A 19,788-nucleotide genomic window follows, 5' to 3' on the forward strand; every position below is an offset into this window, starting at 1 on the left:
GCCGACACGGGGGGAGCCCGCGTCAGCACCGGAGCCCCACCGAGAATGTAACGTCCGGCCGACAACCGAAGGCGAGCTACCCCACGACTCCGAGCATATTGGTTTTTCACGAAATTGTGAATTGGGTGAAATGTATGATGGTAGTCCCACACGAGGGGGCGTGCACAGATGGCTGAGGCACCGGACGGCGGATACGACGACGCGCTGCTGCGGTTCGTCGAGCAGTTCGCGCTGGTGCTGGCCGACTCAGGGCTGGCGCGGATGCCGGCGCGGGTCTTCGCGTTCGTGCTCGCCGACGACGACGACCGCTACACCGCGGCGGAGCTCGCCGAAGGACTGCGGGTGAGCCCGGCCGCCATCTCCGGAGCGGTGCGCACACTGGTGCAAGCCGGCCTGCTGGCCCGCGAACGGGAGCCCGGCTCGCGCGCCGACCACTACCGCATCTACGACGACGACGTCTGGTCGCACATCATCATGCAGCGCGAGCCCCTGCTGCGCCGCTACTCCGAGGTTCTCGCCGACGGCATCGGCAAGCTCGGCGACAGCCGGGGCACCCGCCGGCTGGCCGAGACCCTGGAGTACATGGACTTCATGCGCGCGGAGCTTCCCGGGATCATGCAGCGCTGGCAAGCACACCTGGAGAAGCTGCGCGCGCAGCGTTCACAGGTCGAGTAGCAGCCCGAGCGGCGACTCCACCCGATCGGCCACCCAGCGCAGGAAGCCACCGGCCACGCCGCCGTCGCAGACCCGGTGGTCGAACGTCAGCGACAGCTGGGTGACCTTGCGGACGGCGAGCTGGCCATCCACCACCCACGGCTTGTCGACGATACGCCCGACACCCAACAGCGCCGCTTCCGGATGGTTGATGATCGGCGTGGACCCGTCGACGCCGAACACGCCGTAGTTGTTCAGCGTGAACGTGCCGCCGGTGAGCTGTTCCGGTGCCAGCTTCCCGTCCCGCGCGAGCGCGGTCAGGCTCGCCAGCTCCGTCGCCAGCTCGGTGGTGCTCATCCGGTCGGCGCCGTGCACGACGGGGACGACGAGCCCGCGGCCGGTCTGCGCCGCGAAGCCGAGGCCGACACCGTCGTGACGCACCACGACGAGGTCGTCGCCGTCATGTTCGACCGACGAGTTCAGCTCCGGGTACCGCACCAGGCCGGCCACGACGATGCGCCCGATCAGCGCCAGCAGCCCGACCGGCCGATCCGGCGCGGCCGCCCGCAGCGTCTCGCGCGCCTCGACCAGCGCGGTCGCATCGACGTCCACCCACGTCGTGGCGTCGGGGATCTCGCGCCGGCTGCGGGCCAACCGCTCGGCGACCGTGCGACGCACCCCCCGCAGCGTCTCCCGGTACCCTTCCACCGTCGGTGCGCTGACCACCGCGGCGGCCGGCGGCGCCGTCGTCGTCGCGGCCGCCTCGACGTCTCGGCGCAGGATCACGCCGGCCGGCCCGGAGCCGGACAGCAGTCGCACGTCGACGCCGTGGTCCCGGGCCAGCCGCCGCACCACGGGGGACAGCACGCGAGGCGCCCCGGTTCCCTTCCCGGCCCCGGTGCGTGTTTCCCGGCGGGTGCGGCGGCGTTCCATGGTCGCGTTGCCGGTGCCGTAACCCACCAGGACCGCCCCGGACGCCGTCGTCGTCGCGGCCGCCTCTCCCGGTGCGACGGTGACCAGCGGTGCGCCGACGGTGACCAGCTCGCCGGGCGCCGCGTGCAGCTTCGTCACCCGGCCGGCGTGTGGGCACGGCACCTCGACCGTCGCCTTGGCCGTCTCGACGTCCACCACCACCTCGTCGACGCGGACCTCGTCGCCCTCGGCGACCCGCCAGGTGACGATCTCGGCCTCGGTCAGGCCCTCGCCGAGGTCTGGTAGGCAGAAGGTACGGTCCGGTTGCCTGCCGGCCTCGACGGAGAAACGTGTCTCGGCCGTCATGTCGCCGCTCCGCTGAGGAAGCGCGAGTCGGGCGCGTCGTCCCATTGCAGGCGGTCGACGGTGTCGAGCACGCGGTCGACACCGGGCAGGTGGTACTTCTCCAGCACCGGCGGCGGATACGGGATGTCCCAGCCGGTCACCCGCAGCACCGGCGCCCACAGCGAGTGGAAGCACCGCTCCTGTACCCGGGCTGCGATCTCCGCCGAGACGCTGGCGAAGCCGGATGCCTCGGCGACCACCACGCAGCGGCCGGTCCTGCGCACCGACGCCGCCACGGTCTCGTCGTCGAACGGGACCAGCGTGCGCAAGTCGATCACCTCGAGCTGGCGGCCGTCCCCGGCGGCCGCTTCCGCCGCCTGGAGTGCAACCGGCAGCGTCGGCCCGTATGCCAGCAGTGTCGCGTCGGAGCCCGCGCGGCGCACCTCGGCGGTGCCGAACGGCGCCGTGCGCACCGGGAGCCCGGTTTCGTCCTTGCTCCAGTAAAGCTTCTTGGCCTCCATGAACACGACGGGGTCGGGGTCGGCGATCGCCTCACGCAGCAGCGAGTACGCGTCGGCGACGGTCGCCGGCGTGACGACCTTGAGGCCGGGCGTGTGCGCGTAGTACGCCTCGGAGGAGTCGGAGTGGTGCTCGACGCCGCCGATGCCACCGGCGTAGGGCACCCGGATCACCATCGGCAGGCCGACGGCGCCGCGGGTCCGGTTGCGCATCTTCGCCACGTGCGAGGCGAGCTGCTCGAACGCCGGATAGGCGAACGCGTCGAACTGCATCTCGACCACGGGCCGGAACCCGTTCATGGCCATGCCGAGCGCCAGCCCGACGATGCCGCTCTCTGCCAGCGGCGTGTCGAAGCAGCGCTCCTCGCCGAACTCCGCGGTCAGGCCGTCGGTGACCCGGAAGACGCCGCCGAGCGGTCCGACGTCCTCGCCGAACACGACGACGGAGTCGTCCTCGCGCAAGGCGTCGCGCAGCGCCGCGTTGAGCGCCTTGCCCATGGTGAGCGTCATCGGGCCTCCCCGGCGCCGTGCTCGTGGGCCAGTTCCTCGGCCAACCAGCGGGCCTGCTCGCGCAGTTGCGCCGTCGGCTCGGCGTACACGTGCGCGAACAGGTCGGCCGGATCGCCCGTGGCCTCCTCGCCGAGCCGGGTGCGTACGTCGTCGGCGAACGCCTCGGCGGCCTCACGAGCGGCGCTCACGTCGTCGTCGGTGAGCTCGCCGGCGGTACGCAGGTGGGCCTCGAGCCGGGCGATCGGGTCGCGGCGCTTCCACATCTCGACTTCGTCGTGGTCGCGGTAGCGGGTGTCGTCGTCGGCGTTGGTGTGCGGCTCGACGCGATACGTGTGTGCCTCGACGAGGACCGGTCCACCGCCGGCGCGGGCGGACTCGACGGCGTCGCCGAGCACGGCCAGCACGGCGACCGGGTCGTTGCCGTCGACGCGCTCGCCACGCACGCCGTAGCCGACTCCCTTGTGCGCCAGCGACGGCGCGGCGGTCTGCCGCGACAGCGGCACCGAGATCGCGTAGCCGTTGTTCTGCACCAGGAACACGACCGGCACGTGGAAGACCGCGGCGAAGTTCAGCGCCTCGTGGAAGTCGCCCTCGCTGGTGCCGCCGTCGCCGACCAGAGCCAGCGCGACGGTGTCCTCGCCGCGCCGCCTGGCCGCGTAGGCGAGGCCGACGGCGTGGGGCGCGTGGGTGGCCAGCGGCGTGCACTGCGGCGCGGTGCGGGTGGTGGTGGGGTCGTAGCCGCAGTGCCAACTGCCGCGCAGCAGCGTCAGGGCCTCGACCGGGTCGATGCCGCGGCTCACCAGCGCCATGGTGTCGCGGTAAGTGGGGAACAGCCAGTCGGTGTCGCGCAGCGCGAGGACGGCACCGATCTCGCCGGCCTCCTGACCGCGGCTGGACGGATAGACGGCGAGGCGGCCCTGCTTGGTGAGGGCCGTGGCCTGCGAGTCGAACCGGCGGCCGACGACCATGGCGCGGTACGCCTGGCGGAGCAGCTCGGTTGCCGGCCGTTGGTAGCGACCGTGCGCGTCGCCCGGCGCGGGTCCGCCGTCGTCGTCGAGGAACCTGATCGGCTCGGCCGCCGGCAGCAACCCGGAGGCGTCGGCGGGCAGCGCGGCCGTGGGCATCCGGTGCTCGGCCTGTGTGGTCATGACTCACTCCATCCGCCGCGGACGCTCTACCTCCAGATACTGCGCGGGCTGAGATGGTTTTCTCTACAATCGGGGAAAATCGGCGACGCATGGCGAGGTGGGGTGTCCTTGAGCGACCAAACGTCTCAACGTGAGCCGGGTCACACCTGGAATACCGGCAAATCGTCTGCTCGCGAGCTCGACGACGTCGACCGGCGCATCCTCGCCGAGCTGGTCGAGCACGGCCGGCTGTCCATCCGGACGCTGGCCGAACGGGTCCACGTGTCACGCGCGAACGCCTACGCGCGGGTCGACCGGCTGCTCGCCGACGGCGTCATCACCGGGTTCGCCGCCCAGGTCAACCCGGAGCGTGCCGGCCTGGCCACCAGCGCGTACGTGCTGCTGTCGATCCAGCAGAACACCTGGCGCGAGGTGTCCGCGGCGCTCGGGTCGCTGCCCTATGTCGAGCACTTCGCCCTGGTCGGCGGCGACTTCGACGTGCTGGCGCTGGTGCGCGCGCCCAACAACAGTGAGCTGCGGCACGTCGTGCTCGAGCACATCCAGGACGTGCCCGGCGTGCTCAGCACCCGCACCTGGCTGGTGTTCGACGAGCACCCCGGTCAGGGTTCGCGCTGGGCGTAATGATGGCGGCCGCGCCCGACCTCGAAATGATCACGTTCAGCACGAAGTCTCGTGTCGCACCATGCTTGTGAGCCTGGTGATGGACGCAATGTCCTCGTGATGCACGTGCGGGAATGGTGAAGCGGGCAGAGCGCCGGTGCCGGATGTGCCCGAGGTTCGGCGGCCAGTAGGCTCGCGCCCATGGCGAAATGGGAGTACGCGACGGCGCCGGTCCTGGTGCACGCGACGAAGCAGATCCTGGACAACTGGGGCGAGGACGGCTGGGAGCTGGTCCAGATCGTCCCCGGCATGAACCCCGAGAACGTGGTGGCCTACTTCAAGCGGGAGAAGGCCGAGTGACGCCGGAGGATCGACTGACCTCGCTCGGGCTGGCGCTGCCGGACGTGGCCAAGCCGGTCGCGGCGTACATCCCGGCCGTGCGTTCCGGCTCCTACGTCTTCACCTCCGGCCAGCTGCCGCTTCGCGAGGGCACGCTGCTCTCCACCGGCACCGTCGGCGCGGAGGTCACTCCGGAGCAGGCGTACGACGCCGCCCGCCAGTGCGCGCTCAACGCGCTGGCCGCGGTCCGAGCCGAGGTGGGCGACCTCTCCGCCGTCACCCGGGTGGTCAAGGTGCTCGGCTTCGTCGCGTCCGCGCCGGGCTTCACCGGGCAGCCGCAGGTGGTCAACGGCGCCAGCGATCTGCTCGGCGAGGTGTTCGGCGACCTCGGCCAGCACGCCCGCAGTGCGGTCGGCGTCAGCGTCCTGCCGCTGGGCGCTCCCGTCGAGGTCGAGCTGATCGTCGAGGTCGGCTGAGAGCGGCCGTGGCCGCTGGGCAGAACCGGCGCGAGCTGCCGGCCGCGGTGGCCGAGCGGGCCCGGGCGTTCGTCGCCGGTGGCCTGCCGGTGGCGCGAGCGCGCAGGGCGGCAACGGTCGCGCTGGTGCGCGACGCTCCCGGCGGGCTCGAGGTGTACGTGCATCGCCGGCACACGTCCATGCCGTTCGCGGCCGGCATGATGGCCTTCCCCGGTGGCCGGGTCGACCCCGTCGACCTGGCCGACGGCGGTGACGGCTTCGTGCGGGCGGCGCTGCGCGAGACGTACGAGGAGACCGGGGTGCTCCTCCAGCCCGGTGACCTGGTGCCGTGGGCGCACTGGATCACGCCGCGCTTCGAGGAGCGCCGGTACGACACGTGGTTCTACCTGGCCGCCCTGCCGCCCGGGCAGGAGCCCGCCGACGTGTCCGGCGAGGCGGACGAGGTCGGCTGGACGCGGCCGGCCGACGCGCTGGCCCGGGCCGACCGCGGCGAGGTGATCATGCTGCCGCCGACGGTGGTGGTGCTGGCGTCCATGGGCGGGTTCGCCACGGTGGGCGAGGCGCTGGCCGCCGGCGCGGACCGGGTCGTCGAAACCGTCACGCCCGGCTGGCTCGACGACGGCGAGCGGGTCTGGGGCCTGATGCCCGACGACGCCGACTACCCCGGCGACGATCGCGGCGGTGCGTCGTGAGCATCGACGCGGTACCGCTGCCGGAATGGTGCCGGTTGGTCCGCGCCGACAACCCCGGCCCGATGACCCTGGACGGCACCAACACCTGGCTGCTCGCGACCGGCGCGGGTGCCGTCGTCGTCGATCCCGGGCCCGACCTCGAGCCGCACCTGGCCGCCGTCGCCGCTGCCGGGCCCGTCGCGCTGGCCGTGGTGACGCACCACCACGCCGACCACTGCGGTGGGGTCGAGAGGTTCCGTTCGCTCACCGGCGCCCCGGTGCTGGCCCGCGACGTGTCGCGCAGCGGCGGCGACGGCCCGCTGCCGGCGGCGGGATCGACACTGGACGTCCAGGGCCTCGACATCACCGTGCTCGACACGCCGGGACACACCGCCGACTCGGTGTCGTTGGTCGCCTCCGACGGCCACACGACGGTCCTGCTGACCGGCGACACCGTCCTCGGCCGGGGCACCACGGTGGTGATGCACCCCGACGGCAACCTCGGCGCCTACCTGGAGTCGCTGGAGGTGTTGCGCCGCACCGCCGCGGAGCGCTGGCGGCTGCTGCCCGGACACGGCCCGGTCCGGCCCGACGCGCGCGCCGTCGTGACGGAGTACCTCGCGCACCGTAGGGCCCGGCTCGACGAGGTGCGGGCAGCCCTGGACGCCGGGGCACGCACGGCCCGCGACATCGTCGAGATCGTCTACGCCGACGTCGACCGCTCGCTCTGGCCGGCCGCTGAGCGCACGGTGGAAGCCGCCCTAACTTACCTCTCCAGCACCGACCGCTGACGCCCGCGCCCCCGCGCGTTGATCGTGGAGTCATCGCGGAATTGCGGTCCGGAATGTCCGATTGAGTCCGTGGTTACGCCACGATCAACGCGGGCGCTGGGACGGGACGGGCAGGGCTGGCGTGGGGACGGGGCCGGGCGTGTCGGGTCGCAGGCGCGCGACGGTCTCAGCGGGCGCGGCGGCGCAGTCGGTCGACGTCGAGGACGACGACGGAGCGCTGCTCCAGCCGCAGCCAGCCACGGGAGACGAAGTCTGCAAGCGCCTTGTTGACCGTCTCGCGGGATGCGCCGACCAGCTGCGCCAGCTCCTCCTGCGTGAGATCGTGGACGACCCGCATGCCCTCCTCGGACGGCACGCCGAAGCGCGTGGACAGGTCGAGCAGCTGCTTGGCCACACGGCCGGGCACGTCGGAGAAGACGAGGTCGGTCTGGATGTCGTTGGACCGCCGCAGCCGCGAGGCCAGCTGCAGCAGCAGCCCGCGGGCCACCTCCGGGCGCCCGCTCAGCCACGGCGTGAGGTCGGCGTGGCTGAGGCTCCACAGGGTGGTGTCGGTGACGGCGGTCGCGGTGGCCGACCTGGGGCCTGGGTCGAACAGCGACAGCTCGCCGAACATCTGACCCGGGCCGAGCAGCGCGAGCAGGTTCTCGCGACCGTCCGGTGCGGTGCGCCCGAGCTTGACCTTGCCTTCGGTGACGACGTAGACGCGATCTCCCTCGTCGCCCTCGCGGAAGAGCGTCTCGCCCCGGCTGAGGTGGACCTCGGTCATCGACGCGCGCAACGCGCCGGCGGCCTCGTCGTCCAGCTCGCGGAACAGCAGCGCGCTCCGAAGCACGTCGTCAACCACTACCAGGTCCTCCTTGCCGGTCCGCCTCGAGTGCCGGGTCACGGCCGTTGATCGGTCGTGACAGGTGTTTCGCATCACGTCGGCCGCAACCTATTGTGCCTGCGGCCCATCATGGCGGACTATTCGCCCCCGCACAGAGTCATCCCGAGTAATTTCGCCGCAGCGCCGTCGATCACCCGGTCCGCGGCTGTCGGTGGTCGAACGTACAGTGAGGTGGTGTCGATGGTGGAAACCGAGTCCAGGCTCGCGCTCGTGCGCCGTGCCCGTCGCATCAACCGTGAGCTCGCCGAGACGTATCCCGACGCGCATTGCGAGCTCGACTTCACCAACCCGTTCGAGCTGCTGATCGCCACGGTGCTGTCGGCGCAGACGACGGACGTGCGGGTCAACGGCGTCACGCCGGCTTTGTTCTCTCGCTATCCCGACGCCGTCGCGCTGGCCGCGGCCGAGCGCGAGGACGTTGAGAAGCTCATCCAGCCGACGGGATTCTTCCGCGCCAAGACGCAGTCCATCCTCGGGCTGTCCCAGGCGCTGGTCGACCGGTTCGGCGGCGAGGTGCCCGGCCGGTTGAAGGACCTCGTCACGCTGCCCGGCGTCGGCCGCAAGACCGCGAACGTCGTGCTCGGCAACGCGTTCGGCGTGCCGGGCATCACCGTCGACACCCACTTCGGCCGGCTGGTGCGGCGGTTCGGCTGGACCACCGAGACCGACGCGGACAAGGTCGAGGCGCAGGTCGGCGAGCTGTTCCCAAAGCGCGAATGGACCATGCTGTCGCATCGGATCATCTGGCACGGCCGGCGGCGCTGCCACGCCCGCCGTCCCGCTTGCGGCGCCTGCCCGCTGGCCCGGCTCTGCCCGTCGTACGGCGAGGGCCCCACCGATCCCGAAGCCGCGGCCAAGCTGGTCCGGAACGGGCCGCGTGCATGACAGCCCGGGAGCCGGACGTCGCGCCGAGTCTCGGCCCGCCGTCCTGGCTGCGTACCATCGCCGACGCGGCCGGGCGGCTGCGCGCCGACCACCCCGAGCGGTGGCTGCCGCCAGCGGACGGGTCCGCGCGGGCCTCCGCCGTGCTCGTCCTGTTCGGCGAGTCCGACGGTGAGCCCGACGTCCTGCTCACCGAGCGGGCACCAGGGCTGCGCCGCCACGCCGGCCAGGCGGCTTTCCCCGGCGGCGTCAGCGACCCCGGCGACGGCGGACCGGCCGGCACCGCGCTGCGCGAGGGCGTCGAGGAGACGGGCCTGAACCCTGCCGGCGTCGACGTCATCGCCACGCTGCCGCCGCTGTGGATCTCGGTCACCAACTACGCGGTGACGCCGGTGCTGGCGTGGTGGCGCGAGCCGTGCGAGGTGCGGGTCGTCGACGCCGCCGAGGTCGCCTCGGTGCATCGCGTGCCGGTGCGCGACCTGCTCGACCCGGCCAACCGCATCTCAATCCGGCATCCGTCCGGGTCCGTCGGGCCGGCGTTCCGCACGCACGGACTGCTGGTGTGGGGGTTCACCGCGTACGTGCTGTCCCATTTGTTCGAAGCTGCCGGAATCGACGAACCGTGGGATCGTACTCTCGTCATGCCGCTGCCAACCGGGCCCGGTCCCGAACCCGAAGGTCGAGGTGCGCTCTGATGCTGGGCCTGAACGGCGTCGACTTGTTGATCCTCGTCCTGGCGGTGGTGGTCGGCTACACCGGGTGGACGCACGGCTTCGTCGTCGGCCTGCTGTCGTTCGTCGGGTTCGTCGGTGGCGCTGTGGCCGGGCTGCTCCTCGTGCCGATCGTGCTCGGTGGCTTCGATCCCGGACTCGGCGTGTCGGTCCTGGCCGTGCTGCTGGTGCTGGGAGTCGCCTCGATCGGGCAGGGTGTGCTGGCGTGGGCCGGCGGATGGGTCCGATCCAAGGTGTCCTCGCAGCCCGCGCGCAAGTTCGACGCCGGGGCCGGTGCGGTGCTCGGCGTGGCGGGGCTGCTGCTGGCGGCGTGGGCGTGCGGGCTGGCCATCTCCACCGCGGCGGTGCCCTACGCCTCGCCCGGCGTCCGCGAGTCGCGCCTCCTGCAGCTGGTCGACCAAGCGGTCCCGATGTCGCCGGACAGCCTGCGCGACGCGTTCGAGGACGTCGTCGCGGCCGGCGGCTTCCCGCAGGTGGTCGTCCCGTGGGAGGCCGAGCCCATCGTCCAGGTCGAGCCGCCGGGCAGCCTGCTCCGTCGCGACCCCGAGGTGCGCACCGCGGCGCAGAGCGTCATCCAGATCACCGGGCGCGCCGACGCCTGCGACCGCGTCATCACCGGCAGCGGCTTCGTGGTGGCCGCGGAGCGGGTCATGACCAACGCGCACGTCGTGGCTGGCGTCGCCGAGCCGGTGGTCACATTCCCGGACGGCGACCCGCTGGCCGCCCAGGTGGTCGCGTTCGACCCCGACACCGATCTCGCCATCCTCGCAGTGCCGGGGCTGGCACAGTCCGCGCTGCCGCTCACCGGGCAGGAGCCGGCCAGTGGCGACGAAGCCGCCGTCATCGGCTACCCGAACAACGGCCCGCTGCGCAGCGAAGAGGTCCGGGTCCGCGACGTCCACCAACTCATCGGCCACGACATCTACGACGAGGACACCATCACCCGCGAAGTCGTGTCGCTGCGCGGCAGCATCCGCCCCGGCAACTCCGGCGGTCCGCTGATCTCACCCGACGGCGCCGTCGTGGGGGTGGTGTTCGCGGCCTCGCTGACCGACCCCGACACCGGCTACGCGCTGGCGCCCAGTGAGTTCACCGACCTCGCCGCCGAGTCCGCCGAGCTGGGCGAGCCGGTTCCCACCGGCGCCTGCACCTGACGCCGTCGCCGTCAGGCCGGCAGCTTGAGCAGCCAGTCCAGCAGCGCCTCGGTCACCACACCCGGCGCCTCCTCGTGTGGGAAGTGACCCACCGAGTCCAGTGGTAGCCAGTGGTACTCGCCGGAGATCATCTCCCGTGACGCCGCCGCCAGCTCGATGGAGACGTTGGTGTCCTGTGCGCCGTGTACCTGCAGGACGGGCAGGTTGAGGGGGTCCTGCACCCGCTTGGCGAAACGGCGGCCGTCGCCGCGGAACAGCGCGCGGAACATCCAGCGCTGGTACTCCAGCGCGCAGTGCGGCGCCGGCCACAGCTGCATGGCGGCGCGGTAGCGGAGCGCGGCCTCGGGCTCCGGGAACGACGCGCCCGGTGCCGACCAGCGCCGCAGCAGGCGCTCGACGTGTGCTCCGTCGTCGGCGATCAACCGCCGCTCCGGCACCATGGGCGCCTGCACGCCGGCCAGCGATCCGCTGCGCCGGAACCCGCCGCGCAGCAGGTGGCGCCGCAGCACCAGCGGATGCGGCATCGAGAGGATGGCCAGAGCGTCCACGTGGGCCGGGCGCATGGCCGCTGCCGTCCACGCCCCGTACGCGCCCCAGCCGTGCGCGACGAGCACCGCGCGGCGTTCGCCGAGGGAGCGGATGACGCCGGTGATGTCGGCGGCGAACGTGAACGGGTCGTACCCGCGTGGCGTCTTGTCGCTGCCGCCGTAGCCGCGCAGGTCCATCGCGACGGCGCGCCAGCCGGCCGCGGCCAGGGCGGGCAGCTGGTGCCGCCAAGCCCACCAGAACTCCGGGAAGCCGTGCAGCAGCAGGATCAGCGGGCCGTGGCCAATCTCCGCGACGTGGAACTGTGCGCCGTTGGCAGCGATGGACCGGTGCTTCCAGGGCCCGGGGATGTCGACCGTCTGGCGGTGCTCGTTGGTGATCACGTCCGGTCAGTGGACCCCGTGAGAGCTCTGGCGGCGTCGCGGGCCGTGGTCTTGGTCCGCGACGCCCTGGACATGCGGCCGAACCGGCCCTTCGCGAGCAACGCGAGCACCAGCGCGGTGAGCACGTAGGCGCCGGCGACGACGAGGAACGACCAGCCGAGCGCCAACCCCAGCGCGTGCACGCCGTACACCAGCGCGAACGATCCGAGGATGAACGCCACGACGCCCAGGAACGCGGCGAAGGCGAGGAGCCCGCCACCCAGTGCGGCCTCGCGGGCGTCCTCCTTCATCTCGGCCTTGGCCAGTTCGATCTCGTCGCGGACCAGCGTGGTCAGGTCGTCCTTGATCGAGGCCACCAGCTGCCCGATGGAGGCCGAGCTCGCGGCGCCGTCGCTGGTGGTCTGAGTGACCATCCGGCACCCCCTCGTCGTCATAGTGTCGATCGGGCCCCGACGCAGGCCGTTGCCACGTGCTCGACTCTAGAGCAGTCGTGGCCAGTCGGAGCGGAAGACCGGCCGACGCGCTTGCCGCGCGGCTAGGGCGTGGCGCTGTCGTCGTGGTCGTTGGCGGTGTCGGCGGTCTGGTAGACGTCCGGGATGCCGTCGCGGTCCTCATCGCGGGCCTCCTCCTCCGCCATCCGGCGGTAGACGGCGTTGCGCCGCCCCAGGACCATGGTCGCCACCAACGCGGCGATGATCGAGCCGACGAGGACGGCGGTCTTGACCAGTTCGCCGGTGTGCTGGTCGTCCTGGAAGGCGAGCTCGCCGATCAGCAGCGACACGGTGAAGCCGATGCCGGCGATGGACGCGAGCCCGAAGACGTCGCTCCAGCTGAGGTCGGGGCTGAGCTCGGCGCGCGAGAAGCGCGCGGTCAGGTAGGTGCCGCCGAAGATGCCGATCGCCTTCCCGACCACCAGGCCGAGCACCACGCCCAGCGGCACCGCCTCGGTGAACACCTCGCGCAACGACTCGGCGGAGACCGCGACGCCGGCCGCGAACAAGGCGAACACCGGCACGCAGAACGCCGCCGAGTACGGCCGCACGAGATGCTCGACGCGCTCGGCCGGCGACATCGTCTCGCCGTCGCGGTGCCGGGCCCGGGTCAGCAGGCCGAAGGCGACACCGACGACCGTGGCGTGCACGCCGCTCTCGTGCATGAGCACCCAGGAGACGACGCCCATCGGGACGTAGAGCCACCACGCGCGCACGCCGCGTCGCTGCAGCAGGAAGTACACGGCCAGGATGGCAGTCGCGCCGAGCAGCGGCCACAGCTCGAGGTCGTCGGTGAAGAAGACGGCGATGAGGATGATGGCGAGCAGGTCGTCGACGACGGCGAGCGTCAGCAGGAACGCCCGCAGGGCCGACGGCAGCCGCGACCCGATGACCGCGAGTACCGCCAGCGCGAACGCGATGTCGGTGGCGGTGGGAACCGCCCAACCGGTCATGGCCCCGTCGCCGATGCCGTTGACCAGCGTGTACACCAGGATCGGCCCGATCATGCCGCAGGCGGCGGCCACGATCGGCAGGATTGCCTCGGCCGGTCTGCGCAGGCTGCCCACGACCAGCTCGCGCTTGAGCTCCAGCCCGGCGACCAAGAAGAAGATCGCCAGCAGCCCGTCGGCCGCCCAGGTGGCCAGGTCGAGGTCGAGGTGAAGGGACGCCGGCCCGACCGTGATGCTGCTGACGTCGGCGTAGGAGTCCGCGGCGAGGTTGGCCCAGAGGAGCGCCGCGCCCGCGGCCACGAGCATCAGGAAGCCGCCGGTCGTCTCGCTGCGTAGGACGGAGGCGACGAACTGCGCATCCGGCCACGTCGAGCGGCTGAACAGGCGGCGGGGCATGGGGGCATCACCTTCCGTCGGGATTTCGCGAACAGACCTGACGACGCCGACCAGACTTCCCGGCACACCTGCGTCGATTCTACGGGGTCGCGGGGACCCGCTCTGCCGCCCTCGGGAGCGGGTCGTCCCGCGCGGAGCGTCACGCCTCCCGCGCGCTCTGTCGCGGGACGTGGTGGTTGGACGCCGTCAACGGGTGAACGTGCGGACCGGCTCGCCCGGCCGCCACAGCCGGATCAGCATGCCGGTCCGGGTCTCGTTGAGGCCCGCCAGGACGACGTCGTCGATCTCCAGCCGGAACAGGTGGAACGGCTCGCCCGGCAGGTCGTCCCGGCCGGCGCGATAGGCCGCGAACCCTTGCTCGTCGACCTCGACGGCGCGGCCGCTCACTTTGACGTCGGGCGCTTCCATCGACCCGTCGCCGGGGTTGGCATGGATCGCGAACCTCGAATCGCGTTGCAGGTCACGGGCCTTGACCGCGCCCAGCATCGAGCCGAGCGTGAGGTGGTCGCCGTCGAAGTCCACCTCCGTTCCGCTCACCCGCGGCGTGCCGTCGGCGCGCAGGGTCGCCAGCACGTGGTGCTTCGTGGCCTCGAACCGCGCCCGTGCCGTGCGGGCGAGCTCGGGTGCCTCGTCGTGGAACTGCTTCCAGGTCGCCATGGTTCGACCGTGCCGCCCGACTCCTGACATCTTCTGTCAGCGATGTCGCATAGGTTCGTGTTCATGCGGGCCAGCCGGTTGATGGCGATGATGCTGCTGCTCCAGCAGCGGCGGAAGGTGACGGCGGCAGACGTCGCCGCGGAGCTGGAGGTCTCGGTCCGGACGGTCTACCGCGACATCGCGGCGCTGCAGGCCGCCGGTGTGCCGCTGTGGACGGAGTCCGGGCCCGGCGGTGGTATCCGCCTGGTCGAGGGATGGCGCACCAGCCTCGACGGCCTCACCGGCGACGAGGCCGCAGCGCTGTTCCTGGGCGGCGTGCCGAGCGCCGTCGCCGACCTCGGCCTCGGCGCGGTCCTCGTCGCCGCCCAGACCAAGGTCATCGCGATGCTGCCGCCGGAGCTGCGCGGCCGTGCGGCCCGGCTGCGGGAGCGGTTCCACGTCGACGCGCCGGGCTGGTTCGGCCCGAAGCGGCCGCCGTCGCAGCTGGAACCCATCTCGGCCGCGGTGTGGTCCGGGCGACGCGTCGACATCGTCTATCGGCGCGCCCACCGGACCGTCCGGCGCCGGCTCGACCCGCTCGGCCTCGTGCTCAAGGCCGGCACCTGGTACCTCGTCGCAGCGCACCGCCGGCAGGTCCGCACCTACCGTGTCGACCGGATCGACGACGCCAGCGTGCGCACCGAATCGGCGCACCGTCCCGACGGGTTCGACCTCGCGCAGTGGTGGGCGGCATCGTCGGCGGAGTTCGACCGGTCACTGCTGCGATACCGCTGCCGGGTGCGCCTCTCGCCCACCGCGCTGGGGCACCTGCACGGCGCGGTCGGCCCGGTCGCGGCGCGGCAGGCCCGCGACTCCGCCGGTCCGCCCGACGGCGAGGGCTGGCAGGCGGTCGAGCTGTGGACGGAGGCCGAGGACGTGGCCGCGCACCAGCTGTTCACGCTCATGAGCGGCGTGGAGATCCTGGAGCCGGCCAGCCTGCGCGCCGCGGTGCACGCTGTCGCCACCGAGCTCGCGGCGCGCAACGCCTGAATGAGGTCACCCAGACCCAGCAGGCTGGGGGCGGTGCCGGCGCCGGCGGTGAACGCACCTGGATCATCGGCGCCCACCTCGATAGCGACAGCCGCGCGCACGCCCCGATCCCGGCGCCACGGCACGGGGCCAGCAGTCAAGGTCGCACGACATCATGCGGGTGTGCATTCCGCCCGCGGCCCACGAAAGCAGCAGGAGAACCCGAAATGATCACCTTCAGCAGGATCCCCCGAGCCTCACCATGATTGCGAGCATGGTGTGACACGAGATCTCGTGCTGAACGTGATCATTCCGAGGCCCGCGCACACCCACGGATGCAGCAGAAGGGCCCTGAACTATCGACGGGGGCCGCTACCCGTGGAGCGGTAGCGGCCCCCGTCGATCACCGGAGGAGGAGCGTCAGTCCTCGGACGAGCCCTTCGACAGGCCCTCGCTGATGAGGTTCATGACGGTCGGGTCGGCGAGCGTCTGGACGTCGCCGAGCTCGCGGTTCTCGGCCACGTCGCGCAGGAGCCGGCGCATGATCTTGCCGGAGCGGGTCTTCGGCAGCTCCGGGACCACCATGATCTGGCGCGGCTTGGCGATCGGTCCGATCTCCTTGGCGACGTGGTCGCGCAGTTCCTTGACCACATCCGCCCCACCGTCGCCGGCGGCGGCCCGCAGGATGACGAACGCCACGATGCCCTGACCCGTGGTCGGGTCCGACGCGCCGACGACGGCCGACTCGGCCACCTTGGGGTGGGACACGAGTGCGGACTCGACCTCCGTGGTCGAGATGCGGTGGCCCGAGACGTTCATGACGTCGTCGACCCGGCCCAGCAGCCAGATGTCGCCGTCCTCGTCCTTCTTGGCGCCGTCGCCGGCGAAGTAGCGGCCCTCGAAGCGCGACCAGTAGGTGTCGATGAAGCGCTGGTCGTCGCCCCAGATGGTGCGCAGCATGGACGGCCACGGCTCGGTCAGGACGAGGTAGCCGCCGTGCCCGTCCGGGACGGCGTTGCCGGCGTCGTCGACGACCTCGGCCACGATGCCGGGCAGCGAGACCTGCGCGGACCCGGGCTTGGCCGCCGTCACGCCGGGCAGCGGGCTGATCATGATTGCGCCGGTCTCGGTCTGCCACCAGGTGTCGACGACGGGGGTGCGGTCGCCGCCGATGACGCGGCGGTACCAGATCCACGCCTCGGGGTTGATCGGCTCGCCGACACTGCCGAGCACTCGCAGGGAGGTGAGATCGCGCTGACCAGGGATCTCGTCACCCTGCTTCATGAACGTGCGGATGGCCGTCGGCGCGGTGTACAGGATGGTGACCTTGTACTTCTGCACGACGTCCCACCAGCGGCCGGGCGCGGGGAAGTCGGGCGTGCCCTCGTACATCACCTGGGTGGCGCCGTTGGCCAACGGCCCGTACACGATGTAGCTGTGGCCGGTGACCCAGCCGACGTCGGCGGTGCACCAGTAGACGTCGGTCTCCGGCTTGAGGTCGAACACGTTGCGGTGGGTGTACGCCGTCTGGAGCAGGTAGCCGCCCGAGGTGTGCTTGATGCCCTTTGGCTTCCCGGTGGTGCCCGACGTGTAGAGGATGAACAGCGTGTCCTCGGCGTCGTGTGCCTGCGGGGTGTGCTCCTCGGACTGCCGGTCGACGATGTCGTGCCACCACACGTCGCGGTCGCCGTCCCAGTCGACCTCCTGCTCGGTGCGGCGCACCACGAGCACCTTGTTCACCGACGGCGACTTGGAGACGGCTTCGTCGACGGCCGGCTTGAGCGCGGACGGCTTGCCGCGCCGGTAGCCGCCGTCGGCGGTGATGACGAGCTTGGCCTCGGCGTCCTCGATGCGGCTGCGCAGCGCCTCGGCCGAGAACCCGCCGAAGACGACGGAGTGGATGGCGCCGATGCGGGCGCAGGCCAGCATGGCCACCGCCGTCTCCGGGATCATCGGCATGTAGATGGCCACCCGGTCACCGTGCTCGATGCCCAGCTCAGTGAGGGCGTTGGCAGCCCTGGACACCTCGCGCTTCAGGTCGGCGTAGGTGATCGTGCGGCTGTCGCCGGGCTCGCCCTCCCAGTGGATGGCGACGCGGTCGCCGTTGCCTGCCTCGACGTGGCGGTCGACGCAGTTGTAGGCCACGTTGAGCTTGCCGCCGACGAACCACTTCGCGAACGGCGGGTTGCTCCAGTCCAGCGCCTGGTCCCACTCGGTGTCCCAGGTCAGCAGTACCCGCGCCTGGCGCTCCCAGAACGCCAGCCGGTCGGCGGCCGCCTCCTCGTACAGTTCCGCCGTCGCGTTGGCCTGCGCGGCGAACTGCTCCGACGGAAGGAAGCGCCGGTCCTCGTGCAGCAGATTGGAGAGAGCGTCATTGGTCACGTTCGTCTGCTCCTCGTGTCGTGGTCCAGGGCAGGGCCGGGACTGTACCGATCAGCGACTGTATCGATCAGCGCCGAGCACGCTGCTGTCTACCTCACCATCGCACGTGCCCGCTGGGCAAGGACGGTGAGGTAGACGGCGGCGTGACGTCAGTGCCGAACGGCCTTCTCGGCGCCGGCGCCGCTGAGTGAGCGCACCTCCATCTCGGCGTACTTCGGCGCGTTGAACTCCTTCGACAACCGGGTGCCGATGAAGCCCAGCAGGAACCCGGCCGGGATCGAGATGATGCCCGGGTTGTCCAGCGGGAACCAGTGGAAGTCGACGTCCTGGAGCATCGACGGGCTGCGCCCGGTGGCCGGGTTCACCGGCTTGCCGGACACGACCGGCGAGAAGACGATCAGTGTGACAGCGGTGATCAGGCCGCCGTAGATGCTCCACAGCGCTCCGCTGGTGTTGAAGCGCTTCCACAGCAGCGAGTAAAGGATCACCGGCAGGTTCGCGCTGGCCGCGACGGCGAACGCGAGCGCCACCAGGAACGCGATGTTCTGGCCGTTGGCGAAGATGCCGCCGACGATCGCGACCGCGCCGATGACCACGGCGGTGAGCCGGGCGATCCGAACCTCGTCGTTCGCCGAGACCTCGCCCTTCTTGATGACGTTGGCGTAGACGTCGTGTGCGAACGACGCCGACGCGGTGATCGTCAGCCCTGCGACCACGGCGAGGATGGTCGCGAACGCAACCGCGGCGATGATGCCGAGCAGGATGGTGCCGCCCAGCTCGTACGCCAGCAGCGGTGCGGCCGAGTTCACGCCGCCCGGTGCGCCGAGGATCTCCTCCGGCCCGACCAGGGCGCCGGCGCCGTACCCGAGCACCAGGGTCAGCAGGTAGAACAGGCCGATCAGCGCGATCGCCCAGGTGACGCTGTGCCGGGCCTCCTTGGCTGTAGGCACCGTGTAGAAGCGCATGAGCACGTGCGGCAGGCCGGCGGTACCGAGCACCAGGGCCAGGGCCAGCGAGACGAAGTCGAGCTTCGTGGTGTCGGACGCGCCGTACTGGTTCATCGGGTCCAGCAGCCCAGCCGCGCCGTCGGCGGTCTCCACGGCCGCGCCGAGCAGCTGGGAGAGGTTGAAGTCGTGCTGGGCCAGCACCCACACCGTCATGACGGCGGCACCGCAGATCAGCAGGATCGCCTTGACGATCTGCACCCACGTCGTGCCCTTCATGCCGCCGACCAGCACGTAGAAGACCATGAGCGCGCCGACGACGGCGATGACGACGCCCTGCCCGCCGCGGTCGGTGACCCCGAGCAGCAGCGCGACCAGGCCGCCGGCGCCGGCCATCTGGGCGAGCAAGTAGAAGAACGACACTGCCAGCGTCGACGTGGCGGCCGCCGTGCGCACCGGTCGCTGGCGCATCCGGAACGAGACCACGTCGGCCATCGTGAACCGGCCGGTGTTCCGTAGCAGCTCAGCCACCAGCAGCAGGGCGACCAGCCAGGCGACGAGGAAGCCGATGGAGTAGAGGAAACCGTCGTAGCCGTAGATCGCGATGGCGCCGGCGATGCCGAGGAACGACGCAGCGGACAGATAGTCGCCCGCGATCGCGGTGCCGTTCTGTTGGCCGGTGAACGCGCGGCCGCCGGCGTAGTAGTCCGCGGCCGTCCTGTTGCTCCGTGACGCCCGCAGCACGATGACCAGAGTCACCGCGACGAAGATGGCGAAGATTGTGATGTTGAGCCCGGGGCTGCCGACCTCGGTGTTCATCGCTGACCCCCTTCGAGCTCGTCGCGGATCCGCGCCGCGATCGGGTCCAGCTTGCGGTCGGCGTGCCGGACGTACAGCCAGGTGATCAGGAACGTCGACGCGAACTGGCCCAGCCCCAGCAGCAGACCGATGTTGACGTTGCCGATCACCTGCTCGGACATGAAGTCCACGGCGTACGTCGACAGCAGCACGTACAGCAGGTACCAAGCCAGGAAGGCCGCCGTCATCGGGAATGCGAAGGCCCGGAAGCGCCGCCGCAGCTCGGCGAACTCGGGGCTGGCCTGCATGCGTTCGTACTCCTCCGCGGTGGGCAGCGCCCGCTCCGGTGGTGGGGTGTCGATCTGTGCCACGCTCCGACCTCCTCGTCGTCATGTGGTCCGGCTCACATCCGGCCGGTTCGGGGCGCCACGCTAGGGCGCCCCGGACAGGTCCCGGGAGTGTCCTCATCGCCACGTGCGGCGAGCGGGCGAAGGGATCGGCGTGCGGGTCATGGCCGTGCGACGAACGGTCGCTCTCGTGCGACGAACGGTCGCGCGGCGGCGTCGGGAAGCTTCCGGTGGATCGGTTCGTGCAGGCGGTGACCGACTGGACGGGC

21 protein-coding genes are annotated in these 19,788 nt (G+C 71.5%); 10 read left to right on the top strand and 11 right to left on the bottom strand.

The window, feature by feature from the left end; genetic code table 11:
• Positions 1–168: 168 nt before the first annotated feature.
• On the top strand, positions 169–675 hold the full coding sequence (locus tag E1269_RS25290) for a GbsR/MarR family transcriptional regulator (protein ID WP_131899795.1): 507 nt from the start codon (positions 169–171) through the stop codon (positions 673–675).
• Here the strand turns inward: E1269_RS25290 and E1269_RS25295 are convergent.
• The 3 genes from E1269_RS25295 to pdhA are packed head-to-tail and all read right to left on the bottom strand — an operon-like array spanning position 661 to position 4,087.
• On the bottom strand, positions 661–1,932 hold the full coding sequence (locus tag E1269_RS25295; protein WP_131899797.1) for a dihydrolipoamide acetyltransferase family protein: 1,272 nt from the start codon (positions 1,930–1,932) through the stop codon (positions 661–663). The two genes, E1269_RS25290 and E1269_RS25295, sit on opposite strands and share 15 nt — an antisense overlap.
• A complete protein-coding gene (locus E1269_RS25300; RefSeq protein ID WP_131899799.1) occupies positions 1,929–2,939 on the bottom strand; it encodes an alpha-ketoacid dehydrogenase subunit beta in 1,011 nt (336 codons plus the stop codon). The genes E1269_RS25295 and E1269_RS25300 overlap by 4 nt, the downstream gene beginning before the upstream one ends.
• Entirely contained in the window at positions 2,936–4,087 is a 1,152-nt protein-coding gene (pdhA, locus tag E1269_RS25305; protein WP_131899801.1) for a pyruvate dehydrogenase (acetyl-transferring) E1 component subunit alpha, read from the bottom strand. The genes E1269_RS25300 and pdhA overlap by 4 nt, the downstream gene beginning before the upstream one ends.
• 108 nt (positions 4,088–4,195) lie before the next feature.
• Here pdhA and E1269_RS25310 point away from each other — a divergent pair, with 108 nt between their 5' ends.
• The 5 genes from E1269_RS25310 to E1269_RS25330 all read left to right on the top strand — a co-directional run bounded on the left by E1269_RS25310 (position 4,196) and on the right by E1269_RS25330 (position 6,964).
• On the top strand, positions 4,196–4,708 hold the full coding sequence (locus E1269_RS25310; protein WP_131899803.1) for an Lrp/AsnC family transcriptional regulator: 513 nt from the start codon (positions 4,196–4,198) through the stop codon (positions 4,706–4,708).
• A 180-nt stretch (positions 4,709–4,888) separates the two neighbouring features.
• A complete protein-coding gene (locus tag E1269_RS25315; RefSeq protein WP_074946573.1) occupies positions 4,889–5,047 on the top strand; it encodes a Sp36 family protein in 159 nt (52 codons plus the stop codon).
• Positions 5,044–5,502, top strand: a complete 459-nt coding sequence (locus E1269_RS25320) for a RidA family protein (RefSeq protein ID WP_131899805.1) — start codon at positions 5,044–5,046, stop codon at positions 5,500–5,502. The genes E1269_RS25315 and E1269_RS25320 overlap by 4 nt, the downstream gene beginning before the upstream one ends.
• An 8-nt stretch (positions 5,503–5,510) precedes the next feature.
• Positions 5,511–6,194, top strand: a complete 684-nt coding sequence (locus E1269_RS25325) for an NUDIX hydrolase (RefSeq protein ID WP_203434057.1) — start codon at positions 5,511–5,513, stop codon at positions 6,192–6,194.
• Positions 6,191–6,964: an MBL fold metallo-hydrolase gene (locus tag E1269_RS25330; RefSeq protein WP_203434058.1), complete on the top strand. Its 774-nt coding sequence runs from the start codon at positions 6,191–6,193 to the stop codon at positions 6,962–6,964. Before E1269_RS25325 ends, E1269_RS25330 begins: the two co-directional genes overlap by 4 nt.
• 166 nt (positions 6,965–7,130) lie before the next feature.
• On the opposite strand, the gene E1269_RS25335 is transcribed toward E1269_RS25330, so the two are convergent.
• Positions 7,131–7,808 carry a Crp/Fnr family transcriptional regulator gene (locus tag E1269_RS25335; RefSeq protein ID WP_131899807.1) on the bottom strand — a complete coding sequence of 226 codons (678 nt, stop codon included), beginning with the start codon at positions 7,806–7,808 and terminating at the stop codon, positions 7,131–7,133.
• A 222-nt stretch (positions 7,809–8,030) separates the two neighbouring features.
• On the opposite strand from E1269_RS25335, the gene nth reads away from it, so the two are divergent.
• Genes nth through E1269_RS25350 form a run of 3 tightly spaced genes read left to right on the top strand, consistent with a single transcriptional unit; the run spans position 8,031 to position 10,617 of the window.
• Positions 8,031–8,735 carry an endonuclease III gene (nth, locus tag E1269_RS25340; protein WP_239001022.1) on the top strand — a complete coding sequence of 235 codons (705 nt, stop codon included), beginning with the start codon at positions 8,031–8,033 and terminating at the stop codon, positions 8,733–8,735.
• Positions 8,732–9,427 carry an NUDIX hydrolase gene (locus E1269_RS25345; protein ID WP_131899811.1) on the top strand — a complete coding sequence of 232 codons (696 nt, stop codon included), beginning with the start codon at positions 8,732–8,734 and terminating at the stop codon, positions 9,425–9,427. Before nth ends, E1269_RS25345 begins: the two co-directional genes overlap by 4 nt.
• A complete protein-coding gene (locus tag E1269_RS25350) occupies positions 9,427–10,617 on the top strand; it encodes a MarP family serine protease (RefSeq protein ID WP_131899813.1) in 1,191 nt (396 codons plus the stop codon). Before E1269_RS25345 ends, E1269_RS25350 begins: the two co-directional genes overlap by 1 nt.
• An 11-nt stretch (positions 10,618–10,628) precedes the next feature.
• Here the strand turns inward: E1269_RS25350 and E1269_RS25355 are convergent, their stop codons facing one another.
• The 4 genes from E1269_RS25355 to E1269_RS25370 form a co-directional block, all read right to left on the bottom strand.
• The gene (locus E1269_RS25355; RefSeq protein WP_203434059.1) at positions 10,629–11,546 is read right to left on the bottom strand and encodes an alpha/beta fold hydrolase; all 918 of its coding nucleotides are present in this window, start codon (positions 11,544–11,546) and stop codon (positions 10,629–10,631) included.
• On the bottom strand, positions 11,543–11,959 hold the full coding sequence (locus E1269_RS25360; RefSeq protein ID WP_162606624.1) for a phage holin family protein: 417 nt from the start codon (positions 11,957–11,959) through the stop codon (positions 11,543–11,545). Before E1269_RS25360 ends, E1269_RS25355 begins: the two co-directional genes overlap by 4 nt.
• A 122-nt stretch (positions 11,960–12,081) precedes the next feature.
• Entirely contained in the window at positions 12,082–13,383 is a 1,302-nt protein-coding gene (gene nhaA / locus E1269_RS25365; protein WP_131899817.1) for a Na+/H+ antiporter NhaA, read from the bottom strand.
• Between the two features lie 186 nt (positions 13,384–13,569).
• The gene (locus tag E1269_RS25370) at positions 13,570–14,040 is read right to left on the bottom strand and encodes a pyridoxamine 5'-phosphate oxidase family protein (protein WP_131899819.1); all 471 of its coding nucleotides are present in this window, start codon (positions 14,038–14,040) and stop codon (positions 13,570–13,572) included.
• A 63-nt stretch (positions 14,041–14,103) separates the two neighbouring features.
• On the opposite strand from E1269_RS25370, the gene E1269_RS25375 reads away from it, so the two are divergent.
• On the top strand, positions 14,104–15,069 hold the full coding sequence (locus E1269_RS25375; RefSeq protein ID WP_131899858.1) for a helix-turn-helix transcriptional regulator: 966 nt from the start codon (positions 14,104–14,106) through the stop codon (positions 15,067–15,069).
• A 399-nt stretch (positions 15,070–15,468) separates the two neighbouring features.
• Here the strand turns inward: E1269_RS25375 and acs are convergent, their stop codons facing one another.
• The 3 genes from acs to E1269_RS25390 all read right to left on the bottom strand — a co-directional run bounded on the left by acs (position 15,469) and on the right by E1269_RS25390 (position 19,480).
• The gene (gene acs / locus E1269_RS25380) at positions 15,469–17,430 is read right to left on the bottom strand and encodes an acetate--CoA ligase (RefSeq protein WP_131899821.1); all 1,962 of its coding nucleotides are present in this window, start codon (positions 17,428–17,430) and stop codon (positions 15,469–15,471) included.
• A 149-nt stretch (positions 17,431–17,579) separates the two neighbouring features.
• On the bottom strand, positions 17,580–19,193 hold the full coding sequence (locus E1269_RS25385) for a solute symporter family protein (protein ID WP_131899823.1): 1,614 nt from the start codon (positions 19,191–19,193) through the stop codon (positions 17,580–17,582).
• Positions 19,190–19,480 carry a DUF485 domain-containing protein gene (locus E1269_RS25390; RefSeq protein WP_131899860.1) on the bottom strand — a complete coding sequence of 97 codons (291 nt, stop codon included), beginning with the start codon at positions 19,478–19,480 and terminating at the stop codon, positions 19,190–19,192. The genes E1269_RS25385 and E1269_RS25390 overlap by 4 nt, the downstream gene beginning before the upstream one ends.
• Between the last annotated feature and the right edge of the window lie 308 nt (positions 19,481–19,788).

The organism is Jiangella asiatica, assembly GCF_004349065.1.
Classification (GTDB): domain Bacteria; phylum Actinomycetota; class Actinomycetes; order Jiangellales; family Jiangellaceae; genus Jiangella; species Jiangella asiatica.